The following is a 16,703-nucleotide window of genomic DNA, read 5'->3' on the forward strand; positions in this document are numbered from 1 at the left end:
GTCGGGGGACGGAGGGGACGTATCAGTGGCGGGGCAGGGCCGGCCGGTCATGCCGGCTCTCCGGGGCGAGGACGATCTGCTGGACGTCGAGGTATCCCGACCGGAAGCCCGCCTCGCTGTAGGCGAGGTAGAACTCCCACACCCGGCGGAACGCCGCCGAGTCCGCCGGCGGCGGAAGGGAATCGGGATCCTCGAGGAAGCGCTCGCGCCACAGCCGGAGGGTCTCGGCGTAGTGCATGCCGAACCGGTGCCGGGCGCGGACGGCGAGGCCCGCGCGCCCGGCCGCGGCGGCGATCGCCTCGGTGGAGGGGAGCATGCCCCCGGGGAAGACGTACTTCTGGATCCACGTGTAGGTGCGCAGGCTCGCCAGCATCCGGTCGTGCGGCATGGTGATGGCCTGCACCGCGATCCGGCCGCCCGGCGCCACCCGGCGCGCCAGGACCTCGAAGTACTCGTCCCAGTGCGCCGCGCCCACCGCCTCGATCATCTCGACCGAGACGACGGCGTCGTACTCGCCGTCGACGGCACGGTAGTCGAGCAGGTCCACCCGCACTCGATCGGTCAGTCCGGCCTCGCCGATCCGGCGCAGGGCGAGGTCGCGCTGCTCCACCGACAGGGTCACCGAGCGCACGGTCGCGCCGCGTGCGGCGGCGCGCAGGCACAGCTCGCCCCAGCCGGTTCCGATCTCGAGAAGCCGGGTCCCCGGGCCGACGCCCGCGGCGTCGAGGAGGCGATCGATCTTCGCGCGCTGGGCCTCCGCGAGCGCCGCCCAGGTCGCTCCGGTCGGGTCGGGCGCCCGAGTGACGCCGGGCTCGTCGTCGTGGAGCTCCCGCGCGCAGAACAACGCGCTCGAGTAGGTCAGCGTCTCGTCGAGGAATCGCGCGAACAGCTCGTTCGACAGGTCGTAGTGGTGGGAGACGTTGGCCTGCACGTGATCGGGCGTGCCGAGCTCGGTGTCCGGCCGGGCGATCGCGGCGAGACCGCGCAGCGACTGGAGCCAGCGGGGGACGAGCACGGGCATCCGCTCCGCCAGGGCGGTGAGCGTCGCGGCGAGGTCCGGCGCGTCCCACTCCCCGGCGACGTAGGCCTCGCCGAAACCGATGAGGCGGGCGGTGCCGATCCGGCGGTGGACCGCATCGGGCGCGCGCAGGATGATCGCCGGGCCCGCCGGCCGGGGGTCTCCCGGGCCGGCGAGGGCGACGCCGCTGCGCGAGGTCGCGGCGCGGAGGAGGGCACGAGCGGCGCGACCGAAGACGCGGGCGCGCAGCCCCGCCGGGACCGGGACGGCGAGGTCGAGATCACGGGCGGGCAGGGCTTCGAGTTCGACGGTCACTGTTTCGCTTCCTGTTCGACGGTGGCGGGACGGGGGAGCAGGGGCAGGCCGCAGGCCCACAGGCGGATGCCGTGCAGCCGGATCCGCGCGGCGACGACGAGCGGCACGAGCGGAGCGCGCAGCTGCGCGAGCAGGATCCGTCGTGGGGTCGCCGGCCTGCGCGTGCCGCGCCAGTGCGCGGTGAACGGTGCGCGGCCGGGCCGTTCGAGCACCACGTCGATCGAGAGGGTCTCGGCCGGCTCCGGCATGCGCAGGCGGTAGACACCGTCGATCGGGTGGAAGGGCGAGACGAAGAACTCCTTGGCCACGCTCGCGCCGGAGCGGGCCTCGGGGCCGAGCACGTAGGCGTGCCTGCCGCCGTAGGTGTTGTGCACCTCCGCGACCACGGCGGCGACGGCCCCGAACTCGTCGTGGCACCAGAAGACCGTGAGCGGATCGAAGACGTAGCCCAGGCACCGGGCGTTGAGCAGCGCGGTGATCGGACCGCCCGGCACCTCGACGCCGTGCTCGCGCAGAACCTGCTCCACCCGGCTCCGCAGGGTGTCCGCACCGTCGGCCGCCGGCGAGAGGTGATCGGCCGCACGGAAGCCCACCACGGGCCGCAGCCAGCGCGGCACCCGCGGCGGAGCGTCGACGTCGATGAACCAACTCGCGCTCCGATAGCGGAAACCGTGCTCGATCGGCGACCGTCGCAGGTGGCCGATCTCGGTGTCGTACATCGCGGGCGCGAGGGTCACGGCGCACCTGCTTCGATCCGCGCGGCGGCCCGCATCCCCGATGCCGCGCCGTCCTCGTGGAAGCCCCACCCGTGGTAGGCGCCGGCGAACGCCAGTACCGGGCCGGAGATCTCGTCGAGCCTGCTCGCCGCGGCGACCGACTCCACGGTGAACGCCGGATGCTCGTAGTCCAGCTCCGCGAGGACCCGCCGCGGATCGACCAGGTCGTCGCCGCCCAATGTGACCAGGGCGGTCTCCCCGCCGCTGGGCAGCCCCATGAGCCGGTTCAGGTCGTAGGTCACGCAGACGCGCCCGCCGCTGCCGGCGAGGTAGTTCCACGAGCCGCGCGCGTTCTGCGTGCGCGGGAGCAGCGACGTGTCCGTGTGCAGGAGGCCGGGATTCGGGGTGTACCGGATCGCGCCCAGCAGTTCCCGTTCGAGCGGAGCGGGGTCGTCGAGGAGCGCGAGCGCCTGGTGCGGGTGGACGGCGACGACGGCACCGTCGAACTCCTCCGCCCGGCCGGCGTCGTCGACGATCCGCACGCCCCGCGCGGTGCGCGCCAGCGAGCGGACGCCGACGCCGGTGCGGACGTCGGCGACGCCGGCGGCGATCCGCTCGACGTACCGTGCGGAACCGTCGACCACGGTGCGCCATTGGAGCGAGCTGCCCACTGAGAGCATCCCGTGATTGGCGAGGAACCGGAACAGGTAGCGGGCCGGATAGGCGTCGACGTCGTCGGGCGGGCACGACCACACGGCGGCGACCAGAGGGCGCAGGAAACCGTGGACCAGGCGGTCGCTGAAGCCCTCCCGGCGCACGAACTCCCCGAGCGGGACGTCCGCAGTGCCGTCGTCGAGATGCCGCCGGGCGCTGCGGTGGAATCGTGGCACCTCGGCCAGCAGCCGCAGGTGCCGCGGGTCGACGAGGCGGCGCGGCGAGGGGATCAGACCCCGCAGGCCTTTGCCGCCCGCGAACTCGACGCCGCGGGCGTCGTCCCGGATCGACATGCTCATCTCCGCGTCGCGGGTCGCGACGCCCAGCTCGTCGAAGAGCCGGCACAGGACGGGGTAGGTGCGGTCGTTGTGGACGAGGAAGCCGGAATCCACGTGCACCGGAGCGCCGAGACCCAGGTCCACCGCATGGGTGTGCGCGTGCCCGCCGAGCCGTCGGTCGCGCTCGTAGAGCGTCACCCGGGCGGACCTGCTCAACTCGTGGGCGGCGACGAGTCCGCTGACTCCGCTGCCGACGACGGCGAAGCGTCTGCTTCCACTGTTCATGCCCGTCATTCGGAGCCGTGCGGCCGGCGGATGGGATTGTGCGGGGAGATTCTTCCCACCCTGTGCGGAGACGGTTCCGGCGTTAGCGTGGAGGCATGGGAATCCAACGATCGGCAGTCATCGACGCCCCCGTGGACGAGGTCTTCGCCTGGTTCTCCCGGCCCGGGGCCTTCGCCCGCCTGCAGGCCCCCTGGGTACCGATGCGCCTGCGCTCACAGGCGGATTCGTTGAAGAACGGCGTGACCATGATCGACCTGCCCGGCGGGCTGCAGTGGCGCGCCGAGCACGACCCGTCGGGATACGTCGAGGGGCGCCGCTTCGTCGACGAGGTGACCGCCGACGGCGTCCGCTCCCTGCCCGCCGGCCTGTTCCCGTGGCGGCACGTGCACGGCTTCGAGCCGGTCGATGCGGCGCGCACGCGGGTGACCGACGAGGTGCACACGCCCGTGCCCGAGGCCCTGCTCTCGGAGGTCATCGAGTTCCGGTACCGGCGCCTGGCCGGCGACCTCGCCGCGCACCGTCGCGCCGCGAACGCGGGGCTGCGGCCGTCCACCATCGCGGTCACCGGGGCCTCCGGCCTGGTCGGCAAGGACCTCACGGCCTTCCTCAGCACCGGCGGGCACCGCGTGCTGCGACTGGTGCGCGGCGCACCGCAGTCCGAGGACGAGCGTCGCTGGGATCCCGAGGCGCCGGACCCCGCCGCCCTGGAGGGCGTGGACGCGGTGATCCACCTCGCCGGTGCCGGCATCGCCGGCCGGTTCACCGACGAGCACAAGCGCGCGATCGAGGAGAGCCGCATCGAGCCGACCCGCCGGCTCGCCCGGGCCGCGGCGCAGGCCGGTGTGCCGGTCTTCGTGAGCGCCTCGGCCGTCGGCTACTACGGCCGCGACCGCGGCGACGAGGTGCTGACCGAGACCGCCGCCGGGCCCGCCGAGGCCGACTTCCTCTCCGAGGTGGTGCGCCGGTGGGAGGACGCCGCGCACGACGGCGCGGGGGAGGGCACCCGCGTGGTGACGGTGCGGACGGGGATCGTGCAGGCGCCGCAGGGCGGCACGCTCGGTCTGCTCCTGCCGCTCTTCCGCCTGGGCCTCGGCGGGCGGCTCGGCGACGGCCGGCAGTGGCAGCCGTGGGTGAGCATCGACGACCTCGTCGACGTCTACCACCGCGCGGTGTGGGACACGGAGCTGTCGGGCCCCGTCAACGCCGTGGCGCCGGGCGTCGTCCGTAACGCGGTCTACACGCGGGCCCTCGGGCGGGCCGTGCACCGGCCCACCCTGCTCCCCGTGCCCGCCTTCGGCCCCGCACTGCTGCTCGGACGGGAAGGCGCCGACGACCTCGCCTTCGCCTCCCAGCGGGTGCGTCCGGCCGTGCTCGAGGAGCGCGGACACCCGTTCCGGCACCCGAGCATCGAGCGGGCGCTCGCGCACCTGCTCGGCGGCTGAGCGGCGCTCAGAACTCCCAGGTGTGCACCGGGTTCCCCTCGTGCATGTGCTGGACGTAGTCGGCCAGCATCCCGCGCAGCGCCTGCGCGCGGGTCTCGCCGGCCGCCTCGCGGTTCGCGACCGCCTGCCGTTGCCACGACGAGCCCGTCTGGCGGGAGATGCACCGGCCCTCGAGCACCTGCATGTAGCGCTCGCGTGAGCGCGAGCCCACGCCGTAGGCCTTGAGGCCCTCGTCCATCAGGGGGAGCAGGCGGCGCAGCACCAGCTCGTCGGGCCGGATCCACCCGACGTTCGGCCAGTACAGGCCCGCGTCGAAGGCGTCCCGGGCGCCGGAGTGCAGGTTCTCGGTCGCCGCGTCAAAGCTCATCTGCGTCCAGATGGGGCGGTCCGCCTCGACCAGCGCGCGGACCACGCCGTAGTAGAAGGCGGCGTTGGCCATCGTGTCGACCACCGTCGGGCCGGCGGGTAGCACGCGGTTCTCCACACGCAGATGGGCGTGCCCGTCGACCACGTCGTACACGGGCCGGTTCCAGCGGTAGACGGTGCCGTTGTGCATGCGCAGCTCGGGCAGCTCGGGGGACTCGCCGCGCGAGACCACCTCGAGCGGGTCGACGTCGCTGCACACCGGCAGTAGCGCGGGGAAGTACCGCGTGTTCTCCTCGAACAGGTCAAAGGTGGAGGTGATCCACCGTTCGCCGAACCAGACCCGGGGGCGCACGCCCTGGTTGCGCAGCTCGATCGGCCGGGTGTCGGTGGCCTGCTCGAACAGCGGGATCCGGGTCTCGTGCCACAGGGCCTTGCCGGCGAGGAAGGGCGAGTTCGCGGCGATCGCCACCTGCACGCCCGCGATGGCCTGCGCGGCGTTCCAGTGCGCCGCGAAGTCCTCGGGCGCCACCCGCAGGTGCAGCTGCAGCGAGGTGCACGCCGCCTCGGGCAGGATCGTGTCCGACGTGATGTCGAGCCGCTCGCCCACCACCGCGCCGGGGAGCGGCGCGCCCTCGATGTCGATCTCGATGTCCTCGCCGCGGGCCGCGAAGACCTGCTCGTTGAGGAGGTCGTACCGGGGGTTCGCGGAGAACCACTGCTTGCCGAAGTGCTCCTCCTCGAGGGTCGGGAGCATGCCGATCATCACGAGGTTCGAGCCCGCCGCCCGCGCGCGTTCGTCGGCCCGGTTCAGCGAGTCCCGCAGCGAGTCCTCGAGGTTCTCCGTGCTCTGGTCGACGAAGGGCCGCGGCGCCACGTTGATCTCGATGTTGAACTGGCCCAACTCGGTCTGGAAGTCCGGGTCGGCGATCGCGTCCAGGGCCTCCGCGTTCGCCATGGCCGGTTCCATCGCGTCGTCGACGAGGTTCAGCTCGACCTCCATGCCGAGCAGCGGTTCCGGCGGCGCGCCGTCGTCCGTGAACAGGCCCTCGGCGAGCATCCGGGCGATGGCGTCCGTTCCGCGTTGGACCTGGCGACGGAACCGCATGCGGTCCTCGCGCGTGAACACCCTGGCATCGACGTCGGCACCCATGACTCGCAGCTTTGCAGAAGCGGCGCGCGGCGCGGGCCGGATTCCGGGCATCGACACCGGGAGCGAATTCGCGATCGCAACACTCTTCGCTAGAGTGGCACCGCGAACAGCGCTGTCGGCGCTGCGGATCGACCCAAGGAGAGCACTCGTGCGGACCGTTCGGAACACCCTGGCCATCGGCGCGGCCGTCGTCGCCCTCGTCGCCCCCGCGGCGATCGCACAGGCGGACCCCGCCGGCGCACCGACGACCCCCGTCGACCGGTTGCTGCTGGCCGACGGCGAGTTCCCCGCCGGCTACGAGGTCATGCCGCTCTCGGTCGCGGAGCGGCTGGAGATGATCGCCCCGCTCAACCAGTTCGCGAAGAACCTCAAGGTCACTCCCGCGGAGTGCGCGCCCAAGGTCACGCCCGCGCTGCAGCAGCGCGCCAGCGACCTCCCCATGGTCAGCGCCTTCAGCGACCGCACCACCACCGGCCTCGTCGAGGTCCTCTCCACGGGGTCCGCGGGCACGAACGCGGACATGCTGAGCAAGTGCAGCGACGTCACCGTCGAGCTGGAGCCGAACGAGCAGGTCCCGGCCACCGCGCACATCCGCATCAAGGTGGCCCGCGCCTCCGTGCCCGGCGTGCCCGCGGGTGCCGTGGTGATCGCGACCCAGGGCACCGGCACCGTCAGCGTCAAGGGGAAGGACGGCAAGCCGGGCAAGGAGCGCAAGGTCGATGTGAACCAGATCGAGGGCGTCTCGCAGGTGCGCGGCCTGACGGTGGTCGTCACCGCATCGGGCTCGCAGGGCGGCAAGCTCGACCGCGGGGCCTTCGCGCAGACGCTGACCAAGGCCGTCGACAAGGTCCGCGACGCGAAGTAGGGCTCACCCGGCCGCGATGCCGTCGGCGCACCAGCGGGTGACCCCCGCCGTGACCGTGCGCCGGACCCGCGCGGTGAGCAGCGAGTCGGGTCCCTGCGCGAACGGGTCGGTGTCGAGCACGACGAAGTCGGCGGCGAGCCCCGCGGCGAGCACGCCGGCCTCGTCCTCCCAGCGGCACGCGTAGGCGGCGTCGCGGGTGGCGTGGCCCAGGGCCTCTGCGAGCGGCAGTGCGTACTGCGGCAGGTTCGGCGGCAGCGCCGGGTCGATCGCCGAGCGCCGCGTCGACGCGATGAACAGGTTCGGCAGCGGGGGATGCGGCGCCGTCGGGGCGTCCGAGCCGAACGCCAGGCGGGCGCCCGCCGCGGTGATCTCGGGCCACGGGTAGCCCCGCTCGCTCCGGTGATCGCCGAGGCTCGCGCGCCACGTCTCCTGGATCGCCGGGTCCGCGTGGACCGGCTGCATCGACGCCACCAGACCGAGCGCCGCGAGCCGGGCGATGCCGTCCTCGCCGACCACCTCGAGGTGCTCGAGGCGGTGCCGTCGCTCGCGCGGGCCGTTCGCGGCGATCGCGCGCTCCACCGCGGTGAGCGCGATGTCGGAGGCGGCGTCGCCGATGGCGTGCATCGCGACCTGCAGGCCGGCCGCGTCCGCCGCGCGGACCACGGGCTCGAGCTCGGCGAGCGGCCAGATCGGGCCCGGGTGGGAGCCGTCGGCGAAGGGCGCGCGCATGGCCGCTGTGCAGCTGTCGATCACGCCGTCCACCATGATCTTGATCCCGGCGATGCGGATCGGCCCGCCCCGCAGTCGCTCCGCGTGCGCCGCGGCCTCGGCCACCTGCGCGAGATCGCGTTCCGCGTCGCCGGACGGGACGATGAGCCAGTGCGCGGCGATCCGCATCGCGAGGCCGTCGGCCGCCGCCCGCTCGAGCGCCGCGAGGTCCTCGGCGCGCATCGCCATGTCGACGGCGCCCGTGACGCCGGTCCGCAGATAGGCGTCCATCGCGGTGCGCAGCGCCGCGTCGCGGTCCGCGTCGGTGACCCGCGCGGCGAGGAAGTCGCTCGCGAGGCCCAGTGCCGCCATCTCCAGGAGAAGACCGGTCGCGGCCCCGTCGGCGTCGCGGACGACGGTCCCGCCCACCGGATCGGGCGTCCCGGCGTCGATGCCCAATTCGGCCAGCGCGGCGCTGTTGACCCACATCGAGTGCATGTCGTTCGAGTGCAGGTAGACGGGCCGGTCCGGGACCGCCGCGTCGAGCAGATGCCGGTCGGGCGCGCGGCCCGCCAGCGGCCCCAGCAGCCAGCCCCCACCGGTCAGGCGCGCCGCGGACGCGTGCTCGGCCGCGAAGGCCCGCAGCCGGTCCTGCAGATCGGCGGCATCGCGCACATCGAGCAGGTCCAGGCTGTTCAGGGACGTCCCCATCTCGACGAGGTGGGTGTGTGCGTCGATGAACCCGGGGAGCACGAGCGCGCCGGCCAGGTCCACGACCTCGGCGTCCGGGGCGAGGGCGGCGGCACCGTCGTCCGAGCCGACGTAGGCCAGGCGCGCCCCGTCCACGACGAGGGACTGCGCGTGCGGGTTGGCGGGGTCGACGGTGACCACCCGCCCGTTCCGGTAGTGGATCAACGGTCCGTCTCCTTCATGGTCGCGCGACGGCCCGGAAGGCCGTACATCAGGTGGGTGAGCAGCAGGTACAGGCCCGCCGCGACGAGCACGCCGACGGGGAGCGACAGGTCGATCCCGCCCAGTGCGGACGCGATCGGGCCGCGGAACTCGACGGTGTGCGAGGCGAGCAGGGCGAGCCCGGCGGCGGACAGCACGGACACCGCGCCCGCGACGTTCACCCCGCCGGTGTACCAGAACCCCGACCGGTGGGACTCGTCGCTCAGGGCGACGCCGTCGTAGCGGTTGCGGCGGATCAGGATGTCGGTGACGTAGACCGCCATGATCGGTCCGACGAGCACCACGAGCATCGACAGTGCGCTGCTGACCGCCCCGAGGAAGTCGGAGACGAACAGCGCGTAGAGGGTCAGGACCGCGCCGATGACGCCGGTGGCGGCGACCGCGCGCGCCCGGGTGGTGCGGACGCCGACCGACTGCAGCGCGAGGCCCGCGCTGTAGGAGGTGAGCGCGTTGTTGCAGACGGTGCTCGCGATGACCGCGGTGAGGAAGATCGGGACCAGCCACGACGGGAGCAGCGAGGTGATGCCCCGCTGCGGGTCGGACATGTCGACCGCGGTCGCCGCGAGCGCGCCCACGGCGACGAGCAGGAAGCCCGGGACGGCGCTGCCCAGCGCGGTGGCGGCGGCCACGGAGACGGGGCTCGTCGCGGCGGGGAGGTAGCGCGCGAAGTCGGAGCTGATCGTGTACGACAGCGGGCTGGCGGCGACCAGCGTGAGGCCGCCGAAGACCGCGACCCACAGGTCGAAGCCGCGCAGCGGCGCCGGCTGGTGGAAGCCGAGGTCGGCGTGCGCGACGACGAAGCCCGCGGCGGCCACGAAGACGACGCCCAGGACCAGCGACAGCAGCGGGTAGAGGCGGCTGATCATGCCCTGCCCGAAGATCGCGACCGTCACGGTCGCGGTGGCGATCAGGGAGATGACCGCGAGCTTGACCGGGATGGTTGCCTCGAGGCCGACGTGCTGCAACAGCGTGTACCCCACCGCCGCGGCGGCCGCCCAGTTGATGGCGATGTAGCAGACCGAGACGAACCAGCCGTTGACCGCGATCGCGACGCGGTTGCCGCGCACGCCGTACATCGCGCGGGTGGTGACCTGGCTGGGCGTGCCCGATGCGGGCCCGGGGACCGCGACGACACCGGTCACGATCGCGAACAGGTTCCCCGCGAAGGCGACCGCGACGGCCTGCCACAGCTCGAGGCCCATGAGGATCAGCGCGGCGCCGACCACGAAGGCCAGGTAGTTGATGTTGGGTGCGCACCACAGGGGGAAGAGGTCGCGGGCGCGGCCGTGCCGCTCGGCGTCGGGGATGACGTCGATGCCGTGGGCCTCGACCCGGGGCTGGTTGGTGGATGCGGACGCGGGCGCGACCGCCGTGCCTTCGGGGGACGACGGGGTGGGCGTCATCGGGCCTCCAGGGGATCGGGCGCGACGCGAGGGGTGCGACGCGATGTGGCGTGGATCACGGTAGGCACCCAAAACGATTTGGACAAGGCTGCGGGCGGAGCGGATGCGGCGGGCTAGCCTGGGGGCATGACCAGGCGCCCCCGGATCGCCGACGTGGCGCGGCGCGCAGGCGTCTCGGTGACCACGGTCTCGCACACCTTCAGCGGTAACGGCGTCGTCGCCGCCGAGACGCGCGAGCGGGTCCGGGCCGCCGCGCACGAGCTCGGCTACCGGCCCGACGTGCTGGCCCAGGGGCTGCGCCGCAATCGCCTGAGCGTGCTGGCCCTGGTCGCGCGTCCGCTCGACCGGATCTCGCCGGACCAGCTGCACGGCGTCGACTACTTCCTGCGGCTCGCGGGCGCCGCCGCCATGGCCGCGCTCGACGCCGGCTACTGCCTCATGCTCGTCGGCGACCCCGTCCGGGACGACGGCCCCTCGGCCGCGCTCGCAGCCGAGGGCTTCCTGCTCACCGAGCCGATCCTCGGCGATCCCCTGATCGACCTGTGCGAGCGGATCGGGACGCCCTGCGTCACCGTCGGGCTGCCGCCGCGCGAGGACGGGACCTGGGACGACCGCGCGCCGTGCCATGTCGGAATCGAGACCGAGCGGATCACCGTCGACGTGCTCGAGCACCTCGCGGCCGCCGGCAGTCGCGCGATCGCCTTCCTCGCCGCCGATGAACAGGACGAGTGGTCGCTGCGCTCGGTCGAGGTCTATCGCCGCTGGTGCGACGCGCGTGGGATGCCGGAGCGGGTGCTGTTGCACGCCGACGCGATCGGCGCGGAGGCGGGCCGGGACGCGGTGGACCAGTGGTTCCCACAGGGCTCCGTCCCCGGCGCCGACGGTGCCCCCGACGCCCTGTTCTGCCTCGCCGCCGCGCCCGCGGTCGGGGCGGCGGAGCGGCTGCGCGAGCTCGGCCATGCGGTGCCCGGCGCGGTGCGGATCGCGGTCGGCTCGGATGCGGAGGAGGCGCGCGCGGCGGACCTCACGGCCGTCGACCTGCAGCCCGAGGAACTCGCGCGGCGGGCGGTGACGACACTGGTCGCGCGGCTGCGCGGCACCGACGCGCCCGCGCTGCCCGGCGGGGTGGGCAGGCTCGTGCCGCGCGGTTCGACGGCGCGCTGAGCAGCACCTACAGGCGCAGGATCGGCAGGAACCGGGTGATCTCGCCCGCCCGGGAGCCGCTGGCGGCGAGGTCGGCGGCCTCCGTCGCCTCATCGACCGTGACCAGGCCGGTGGCGAGCCGCAGCCACACCCGCGGTGCGCACTCCACGACGTTCGGAGGCGTGCCTCGGGTGTGACGCAGACCCTCGATGCACTGCACGGCGACGAACGGCGGCACCCGCACCTCGACGGACCCGCCCGGCGCGTCCTGCGCCAGGGTGCGGGCCGTCGAGCGGACCGCGGCGGCGATCGCGGCACGTGGGGGAGGGGGCGCGGCATCGTCGACGATCCAGTCGCGGACCGCGAGCACTGCGGCCCGCATCTGAGCCGGATCGATCGCCTTCGCCACTGCCCACCCCCTGGTCTCGGGAAGAAACCTACTCGGCGATTCGTTTCCGCTGGCGGATCGGCCCTACAATCGAGACAGGCCACGCCCCCAGCCCCAGGAGTCAGCCGTGCAGCAGCTTCCGCTCAGCGTCGTCAACACCAGCGCCCCGCAGGGCGACGGTGAAGAGCAGGAGCCCCGGGAGGAGTGCGGCGTCTTCGGCGTCTGGGCCACCGGGGAGGACGTCGCCAAGCTCACCTACTACGGCCTCTACGCCCTGCAGCACCGCGGCCAGGAGGCCGCCGGCATCGCCGTCGGTGACGGCCAGCAGGTGCTGGTCTTCAAGGATCTCGGCCTCGTGAGCCAGGTCTTCGACGAGCAGACGCTGAGCTCGATGCCCGGCCACGTCGCCATCGGTCACTGCCGTTACTCGACGACGGGCTCCACCACCTGGGAGAACAGCCAGCCCATCTTCCGCACCACCAACGCCGGCAACGGCGTCGCGCTCGGGCACAACGGCAACCTGGTCAACACCGCGGAGCTCGCGGAGCGGGCCGTCGAGCTCGGCGTCGCGGGCGGACGCGCCGCCACCGCCGCCACCTCCGATTCCGACATCCTCACGGCGCTGCTCGCGCACGCCGCCGCGGACCGCACGCTCGAGCAGGCGGCGACGGAGCTGCTGCCCACCGTGAAGGGCGCCTTCTGCCTCACCTTCATGGACGAGCACACTCTGTACGCGGCGCGTGATCCGCACGGTGTGCGTCCGCTGTCGCTGGGCCGCCTGGACCGCGGCTGGGTCGTCGCCTCCGAGACCGCCGCCTTCGACATCGTGGGCGCCTCCTTCGTGCGCGACATCGAGCCGGGTGAGCTGCTCGCGATCGACGAGGACGGCGTGCGCTCGACGCGCTTCGCCGAGCCCACGCCGAAGACCTGCATCTTCGAGTACGTCTACCTGGCCCGCCCCGATTCGGTGATCCACGGCCGGTCCGTGCACTCGACCCGCGTCGACATCGGCCGGCGCCTCGCCCGCGAGCACCCCGCCGTCGGCGACCTGGTGATCCCGGTGCCCGAGTCGGGCACGCCCGCGGCCGTCGGCTACGCCCAGGAATCGGGCATCCCGTACGGCCAGGGCCTGATGAAGAACGCCTACGTGGGCCGCACCTTCATCCAGCCCAGCCAGACCATCCGCCAGCTGGGCATCCGGCTCAAGCTCAATCCGCTGCGCGAGGTGATCCGCGGGAAGCGGCTCGTGGTGGTCGACGACTCGATCGTCCGCGGCAACACGCAGCGCGCCCTGATCCGGATGCTGCGCGAGGCGGGCGCCGCCGAGATCCACGTGCGGATCGCCTCGTCGCCCGTGAAGTGGCCGTGCTTCTACGGCATCGACTTCGCCTCGCCCGCCGAGCTGATCGCCAACGGCGGCGGCGCCGATTCGATGGAGGCCATGGTGGAGTCGGTCCGCGCGGCGATCGGCGCCGACTCGCTGGGCTACATCTCCCTCGACGAGATGACCGCGGCCACCGAGCACGCGGGAGAGTCGATGTGCCGGGCGTGCTTCGACGGCGTGTACCCGATCCCGCTGCCCGAGTCGACCTCGATGGGCAAGGCGGTCCTGGAGAACATGCTCAAGGCGGGTAACGGGCAGGGCGACCCGCTCCAGGCCGACAACGACAACGCCTCCGCTCTGCGTCGCCCCTGACCCGGTCTCGACGCCGCCCGAGGCCCTGGGGCGTCCGGTCCGGTAGCCTATGAATCCGTGACGGATTCCAACACCCACCCGCCGCAGGGTGCCTCGTACGCCGCTGCAGGAGTCGACATCGAGGCCGGTGACCGGGCCGTCGAGCTGTTCAAGCCGCACGCCAAGCGCGCTACTCGTCCCGAGGTCCTCGGCGGCCTCGGCGGTTTCGCCGGCCTGTTCGCGCTGAAGAAGTACCGCGAGCCCGTGCTCGCCGCCTCGACCGACGGTGTGGGCACGAAGATCGCGGTCGCACAGGCCCTCGGCAAGCACGACACCGTCGGCATCGACCTGGTCGCGATGGTCGTCGACGACCTGGTCGTGACCGGCGCCGAGCCGCTCTTCCTGCAGGACTACATCGCCGTCGGCAAGGTCGTCCCCGAGACGGTCGCCGAGTTGGTCGGCGGCATCGCCGAGGGCTGCGTCCGCGCCGGCTGCGCCCTGCTCGGCGGCGAGACGGCGGAGCACCCCGGCCTCATGGCCGAGGGGGAGTACGACCTGTCCGCGACCGGCGTGGGCGTCGTCGAGGCCGACGAGGTGCTCGGCCCGGACAACGTGCGCGCCGGCGACGTCGTGATCGCCATGAAGAGCTCCGGCCTGCACAGCAACGGCTACAGCCTCGCCCGCAAGGTGCTGCTGGACTGGGGCCACATGGACCTCGGCGGCTACGTCGAGGAGTTCGGCCGCACGCTCGGCGAGGAGCTGCTCGAGCCCACCGCGATCTACGCCCTCGACTGCCTGCGGCTCGCGCAGGAGACGCAGGTGCGCACCTTCTGCCACGTGACCGGCGGCGGCCTCGAGGCGAACCTCGCGCGCGTCATCCCGGACGGCCTCGTCGCCGAGCTGGACCGCAACACGTGGAGCCCCTCGGCCGTCTTCGCACTCATCGCCCAGCGCGGACGCGTGGAGCAGGCCGAGATGGAGAAGACCTTCAACATGGGCGTCGGCATGGTCGCGATCGTCGCGCCCGAGGACGTGGACCGTGCCCTGGCCGTGCTCACGGCACGCCACATCGACAGCTGGGTGCTCGGCACGATCAAGAAGTCCGACGGGGACTCCGCCGGCGCAGTGCTCAGCGGCTCGCACCCCAAGTTCTAGGAACGCCGTAGGCACCGTGACCCATGGTCACGGTGCCCGACGGCGGGGTACGAAACGGGAGGGCGCGACGCGTCAGGCGCGGCGCCACTCGTCCTCGCGGTACGGATCCCCCGCGATGTCGCTCCACTCGGGGTGTGTGGCGAGAACGTCGGCCTCGTCGGTCACGCCACCCGCCAGCTCGTCCTGCAGCCTCTTCAGGTCGGTACTCGGGGTGCTGTACTTCAGCTCCCGTGCAACCTTGGTCTGCTTCGCCTTTGCCCGGCCGCGGCCCATGGGGGACCCCCTTGCGCAATGAAGGGGCGGCCAGCTACCGGATCAACCGGTGGGTGGCGGCCCCTTTCTCCGTGTAGTAATTCTTCCTGCCGTCCAGTTTAGCGTGCTCACGTCGATGGTGCTGCCGCCCGGGTGTCAGACGGCGCGTTGGAGGGCTCTCGCGGCGTCGCGTTCGACCTTCGGGGGCAGGTCAGAGGCACTCAGGAGGGCGCGCAGCCGGTCCGGTCGCGTGGCGCGGAAGAGGTCACGGACCGTCGCGCCGTGCTCGGGCACGTGCACGAGCGTCACGCAGTCGCCCGCGGCGACGGGGCCGGGGGTCAGCACGCGGAAGTAGGCGCCGCTGTCACCGCGCTCGGTGAACCGCTTGACCCAGTGGTCCTCGCCGGCCCACAGTGCGAAGGTGCGGCAGGGCGTGCGGGGGATCGTCACCTCGAGCTCGAGCGCCGCACCCAGCCGCAACCGCGAGCCGACCACGAGATCGGTGGTCTCGCCCTCGAGGCGCAGGTTCTCCCCGAACCACCCGGCGGGCAGCTCGCGCCCGAGGTCCTGCGCCCACCGTCGCGCCTCGTGTTCGGAGTAGGCGTACACGGCCTGTTCCGCGCCGCCGTGGTGCCGCGTGTCGCAGACGTGGTCCGTGAGGAGACCGAGGGGACCCACGTCGACGGGGCCGTCGGTCGGGCGCTTGTCGATGGCCGTCCGCTGTTCGGGCTTGCGCGGGTCGAGGCGGCGTTCGTCCTCGACCACGCAGACGGCGAGGACGCGTCCGATCGTCGCCGTCACCGGCCGCGCAGTCGGTCGACGGCGGACCGTCCGGCCTGTTCGCCGGCGTCCGCGGACGGCGTCACGTCGGTGTCGATCGCCGCGGCAGCGCCGCCCGCGTCGAGCTTCGCGTCGTCCGGGATCGAGCGTTTGATCAGGGCGAGGGCGATGGGGCCGTAGTCGGCGTGCTCGACGACGGTGCCGAGCCGCCCGACGGTGCGCCCGTCCAGCGTCACGGGGTCGCCGGTCGCGGGCCGCGCATCCGCCGAGCCGTCGAGGTGCAGCAGCACCAGGCGCCGCGGCGGCCGGCCGAGGTTCTGCACCCGGGCGACGGTCTCCTGGCCGCGGTAGCAGCCCTTGTCCAGGTGGACGGCGGTGGCGATCCAGTCGACCTCGTGCGGGATGGTCTTGACGTCGGTGTCCACGCCCTGGCGGGCGCGAGCGGCGGCGACCCGTCGGGCCTCGTAGGTCCAGGTGCCCGCCGGGCGCGCCCCGGCCGCCACGATCGCGCCGAAGATGGCGCGCAGCTCGGCGGCGGGTACGAGGAGGTTCACCTCGCCGGGTTCGGTGCGGCGTACAGCGTCGACGCCGGCCGTCACCGCCTCGGCGTCGGGCCCGAGCACGGTGAGGACCGCCAGGTCCGGGCGGGCCCGCACCTCGACCTGCGCGCGGAAGACCATGCGCTGCAGGTACGTCGCGAGGTCCGGGCTGAGCGGCGCCTCCGCGGGTGCGAGCGCCGCCGGCTCGGTGTCGAGGTACGTCGTGCCGTCCACGTCGATGAGGTGGAAGTGATCGAGAACGCGGCCGCTGCCGTCCAGGTTCAGGTTCTGGGTCGCGGTCCGGTCCGGCAGGTGCGTCAGGTGCTGGCTGGTGATCGAGTGCAACCAGGACAGGCGCTCGGGGCCGGTGAGGGTGATCACGCGGCGGTGCGACCGGTCGATCACCACGGCGCCGCGTTCGGCTGCGCGCTGCTCCCCGAACGGATCCCCGTAGTGCCAGGTCACACCCTCATCGGGCGACCCCTCGGGGTTCAGGATGCCGGACGTGGAATGTTCTTCAGTCGACACTCCACGAGCTT

General features: G+C 73.1%; 15 protein-coding genes. 5 read left to right on the plus strand and 10 right to left on the minus strand.

Annotated features, from left to right (window positions below; all coding sequences use genetic code 11):
* Positions 1 to 22: 22 nt before the first annotated feature.
* The 3 genes from FK268_RS13175 to FK268_RS13185 are packed head-to-tail and all read right to left on the minus strand — an operon-like array spanning position 23 to position 3,326.
* Positions 23 to 1,333, minus strand: a complete 1,311-nt coding sequence (locus FK268_RS13175; protein WP_205124482.1) for an SAM-dependent methyltransferase — start codon at positions 1,331 to 1,333, stop codon at positions 23 to 25.
* Complete coding sequence (locus FK268_RS13180) at positions 1,330 to 2,052, minus strand: DUF1365 domain-containing protein (protein ID WP_146435811.1); 723 nt, start codon at positions 2,050 to 2,052, stop codon at positions 1,330 to 1,332. Before FK268_RS13180 ends, FK268_RS13175 begins: the two co-directional genes overlap by 4 nt.
* Positions 2,053 to 2,066: 14 nt before the next feature.
* Entirely contained in the window at positions 2,067 to 3,326 is a 1,260-nt protein-coding gene (locus tag FK268_RS13185) for an NAD(P)/FAD-dependent oxidoreductase (protein ID WP_146434758.1), read from the minus strand.
* A 95-nt stretch (positions 3,327 to 3,421) separates the two neighbouring features.
* Here FK268_RS13185 and FK268_RS13190 point away from each other — a divergent pair, with 95 nt between their 5' ends.
* Positions 3,422 to 4,768 (plus strand): TIGR01777 family oxidoreductase, encoded by a 1,347-nt coding sequence (locus FK268_RS13190; RefSeq protein WP_146434760.1) that lies wholly within the window; start codon positions 3,422 to 3,424, stop codon positions 4,766 to 4,768.
* A gap of 7 nt (positions 4,769 to 4,775) precedes the next feature.
* Here the strand turns inward: FK268_RS13190 and FK268_RS13195 are convergent, their stop codons facing one another.
* Positions 4,776 to 6,284 (minus strand): glutamate-cysteine ligase family protein, encoded by a 1,509-nt coding sequence (locus tag FK268_RS13195; protein WP_146434761.1) that lies wholly within the window; start codon positions 6,282 to 6,284, stop codon positions 4,776 to 4,778.
* 148 nt (positions 6,285 to 6,432) lie between these two features.
* On the opposite strand from FK268_RS13195, the gene FK268_RS13200 reads away from it, so the two are divergent.
* Positions 6,433 to 7,149 (plus strand): hypothetical protein, encoded by a 717-nt coding sequence (locus FK268_RS13200; RefSeq protein WP_146434763.1) that lies wholly within the window; start codon positions 6,433 to 6,435, stop codon positions 7,147 to 7,149.
* Between the two features lie 3 nt (positions 7,150 to 7,152).
* Here the strand turns inward: FK268_RS13200 and FK268_RS13205 are convergent, their stop codons facing one another.
* Both FK268_RS13205 and FK268_RS13210 read right to left on the minus strand, forming a co-directional pair.
* Complete coding sequence (locus FK268_RS13205; RefSeq protein ID WP_146434765.1) at positions 7,153 to 8,772, minus strand: amidohydrolase; 1,620 nt, start codon at positions 8,770 to 8,772, stop codon at positions 7,153 to 7,155.
* Positions 8,769 to 10,232 carry a purine-cytosine permease family protein gene (locus FK268_RS13210; protein WP_146434767.1) on the minus strand — a complete coding sequence of 488 codons (1,464 nt, stop codon included), beginning with the start codon at positions 10,230 to 10,232 and terminating at the stop codon, positions 8,769 to 8,771. The genes FK268_RS13205 and FK268_RS13210 overlap by 4 nt, the downstream gene beginning before the upstream one ends.
* A 126-nt stretch (positions 10,233 to 10,358) precedes the next feature.
* On the opposite strand from FK268_RS13210, the gene FK268_RS13215 reads away from it, so the two are divergent.
* A complete protein-coding gene (locus tag FK268_RS13215) occupies positions 10,359 to 11,396 on the plus strand; it encodes a LacI family DNA-binding transcriptional regulator (protein WP_146434769.1) in 1,038 nt (345 codons plus the stop codon).
* A 7-nt stretch (positions 11,397 to 11,403) separates the two neighbouring features.
* Here the strand turns inward: FK268_RS13215 and FK268_RS13220 are convergent, their stop codons facing one another.
* Entirely contained in the window at positions 11,404 to 11,757 is a 354-nt protein-coding gene (locus FK268_RS13220) for a sterol carrier family protein (protein WP_146435813.1), read from the minus strand.
* Between the two features lie 133 nt (positions 11,758 to 11,890).
* Between FK268_RS13220 and purF the strand changes: the two genes are divergently transcribed.
* Complete coding sequence (gene purF, locus FK268_RS13225) at positions 11,891 to 13,459, plus strand: amidophosphoribosyltransferase (protein ID WP_146434771.1); 1,569 nt, start codon at positions 11,891 to 11,893, stop codon at positions 13,457 to 13,459.
* A 57-nt stretch (positions 13,460 to 13,516) separates the two neighbouring features.
* Positions 13,517 to 14,593, plus strand: coding sequence for a phosphoribosylformylglycinamidine cyclo-ligase (gene purM, locus FK268_RS13230; RefSeq protein ID WP_146434773.1), 1,077 nt, complete (start codon positions 13,517 to 13,519; stop codon positions 14,591 to 14,593).
* Between the two features lie 72 nt (positions 14,594 to 14,665).
* On the opposite strand, the gene FK268_RS13235 is transcribed toward purM, so the two are convergent.
* From FK268_RS13235 to ygfZ, 3 genes are all read right to left on the minus strand, one after another.
* The gene (locus FK268_RS13235; RefSeq protein WP_068533291.1) at positions 14,666 to 14,866 is read right to left on the minus strand and encodes a DUF3073 domain-containing protein; all 201 of its coding nucleotides are present in this window, start codon (positions 14,864 to 14,866) and stop codon (positions 14,666 to 14,668) included.
* Between the two features lie 135 nt (positions 14,867 to 15,001).
* A complete protein-coding gene (locus FK268_RS13240; RefSeq protein ID WP_231707068.1) occupies positions 15,002 to 15,646 on the minus strand; it encodes an MOSC domain-containing protein in 645 nt (214 codons plus the stop codon).
* The gene (gene ygfZ / locus FK268_RS13245; RefSeq protein ID WP_146434775.1) at positions 15,643 to 16,692 is read right to left on the minus strand and encodes a CAF17-like 4Fe-4S cluster assembly/insertion protein YgfZ; all 1,050 of its coding nucleotides are present in this window, start codon (positions 16,690 to 16,692) and stop codon (positions 15,643 to 15,645) included. The genes FK268_RS13240 and ygfZ overlap by 4 nt, the downstream gene beginning before the upstream one ends.
* Between the last annotated feature and the right edge of the window lie 11 nt (positions 16,693 to 16,703).

The organism is Tsukamurella sputi (assembly GCF_007858445.1).
GTDB lineage: Bacteria > Actinomycetota > Actinomycetes > Mycobacteriales > Mycobacteriaceae > Tsukamurella > Tsukamurella sputi.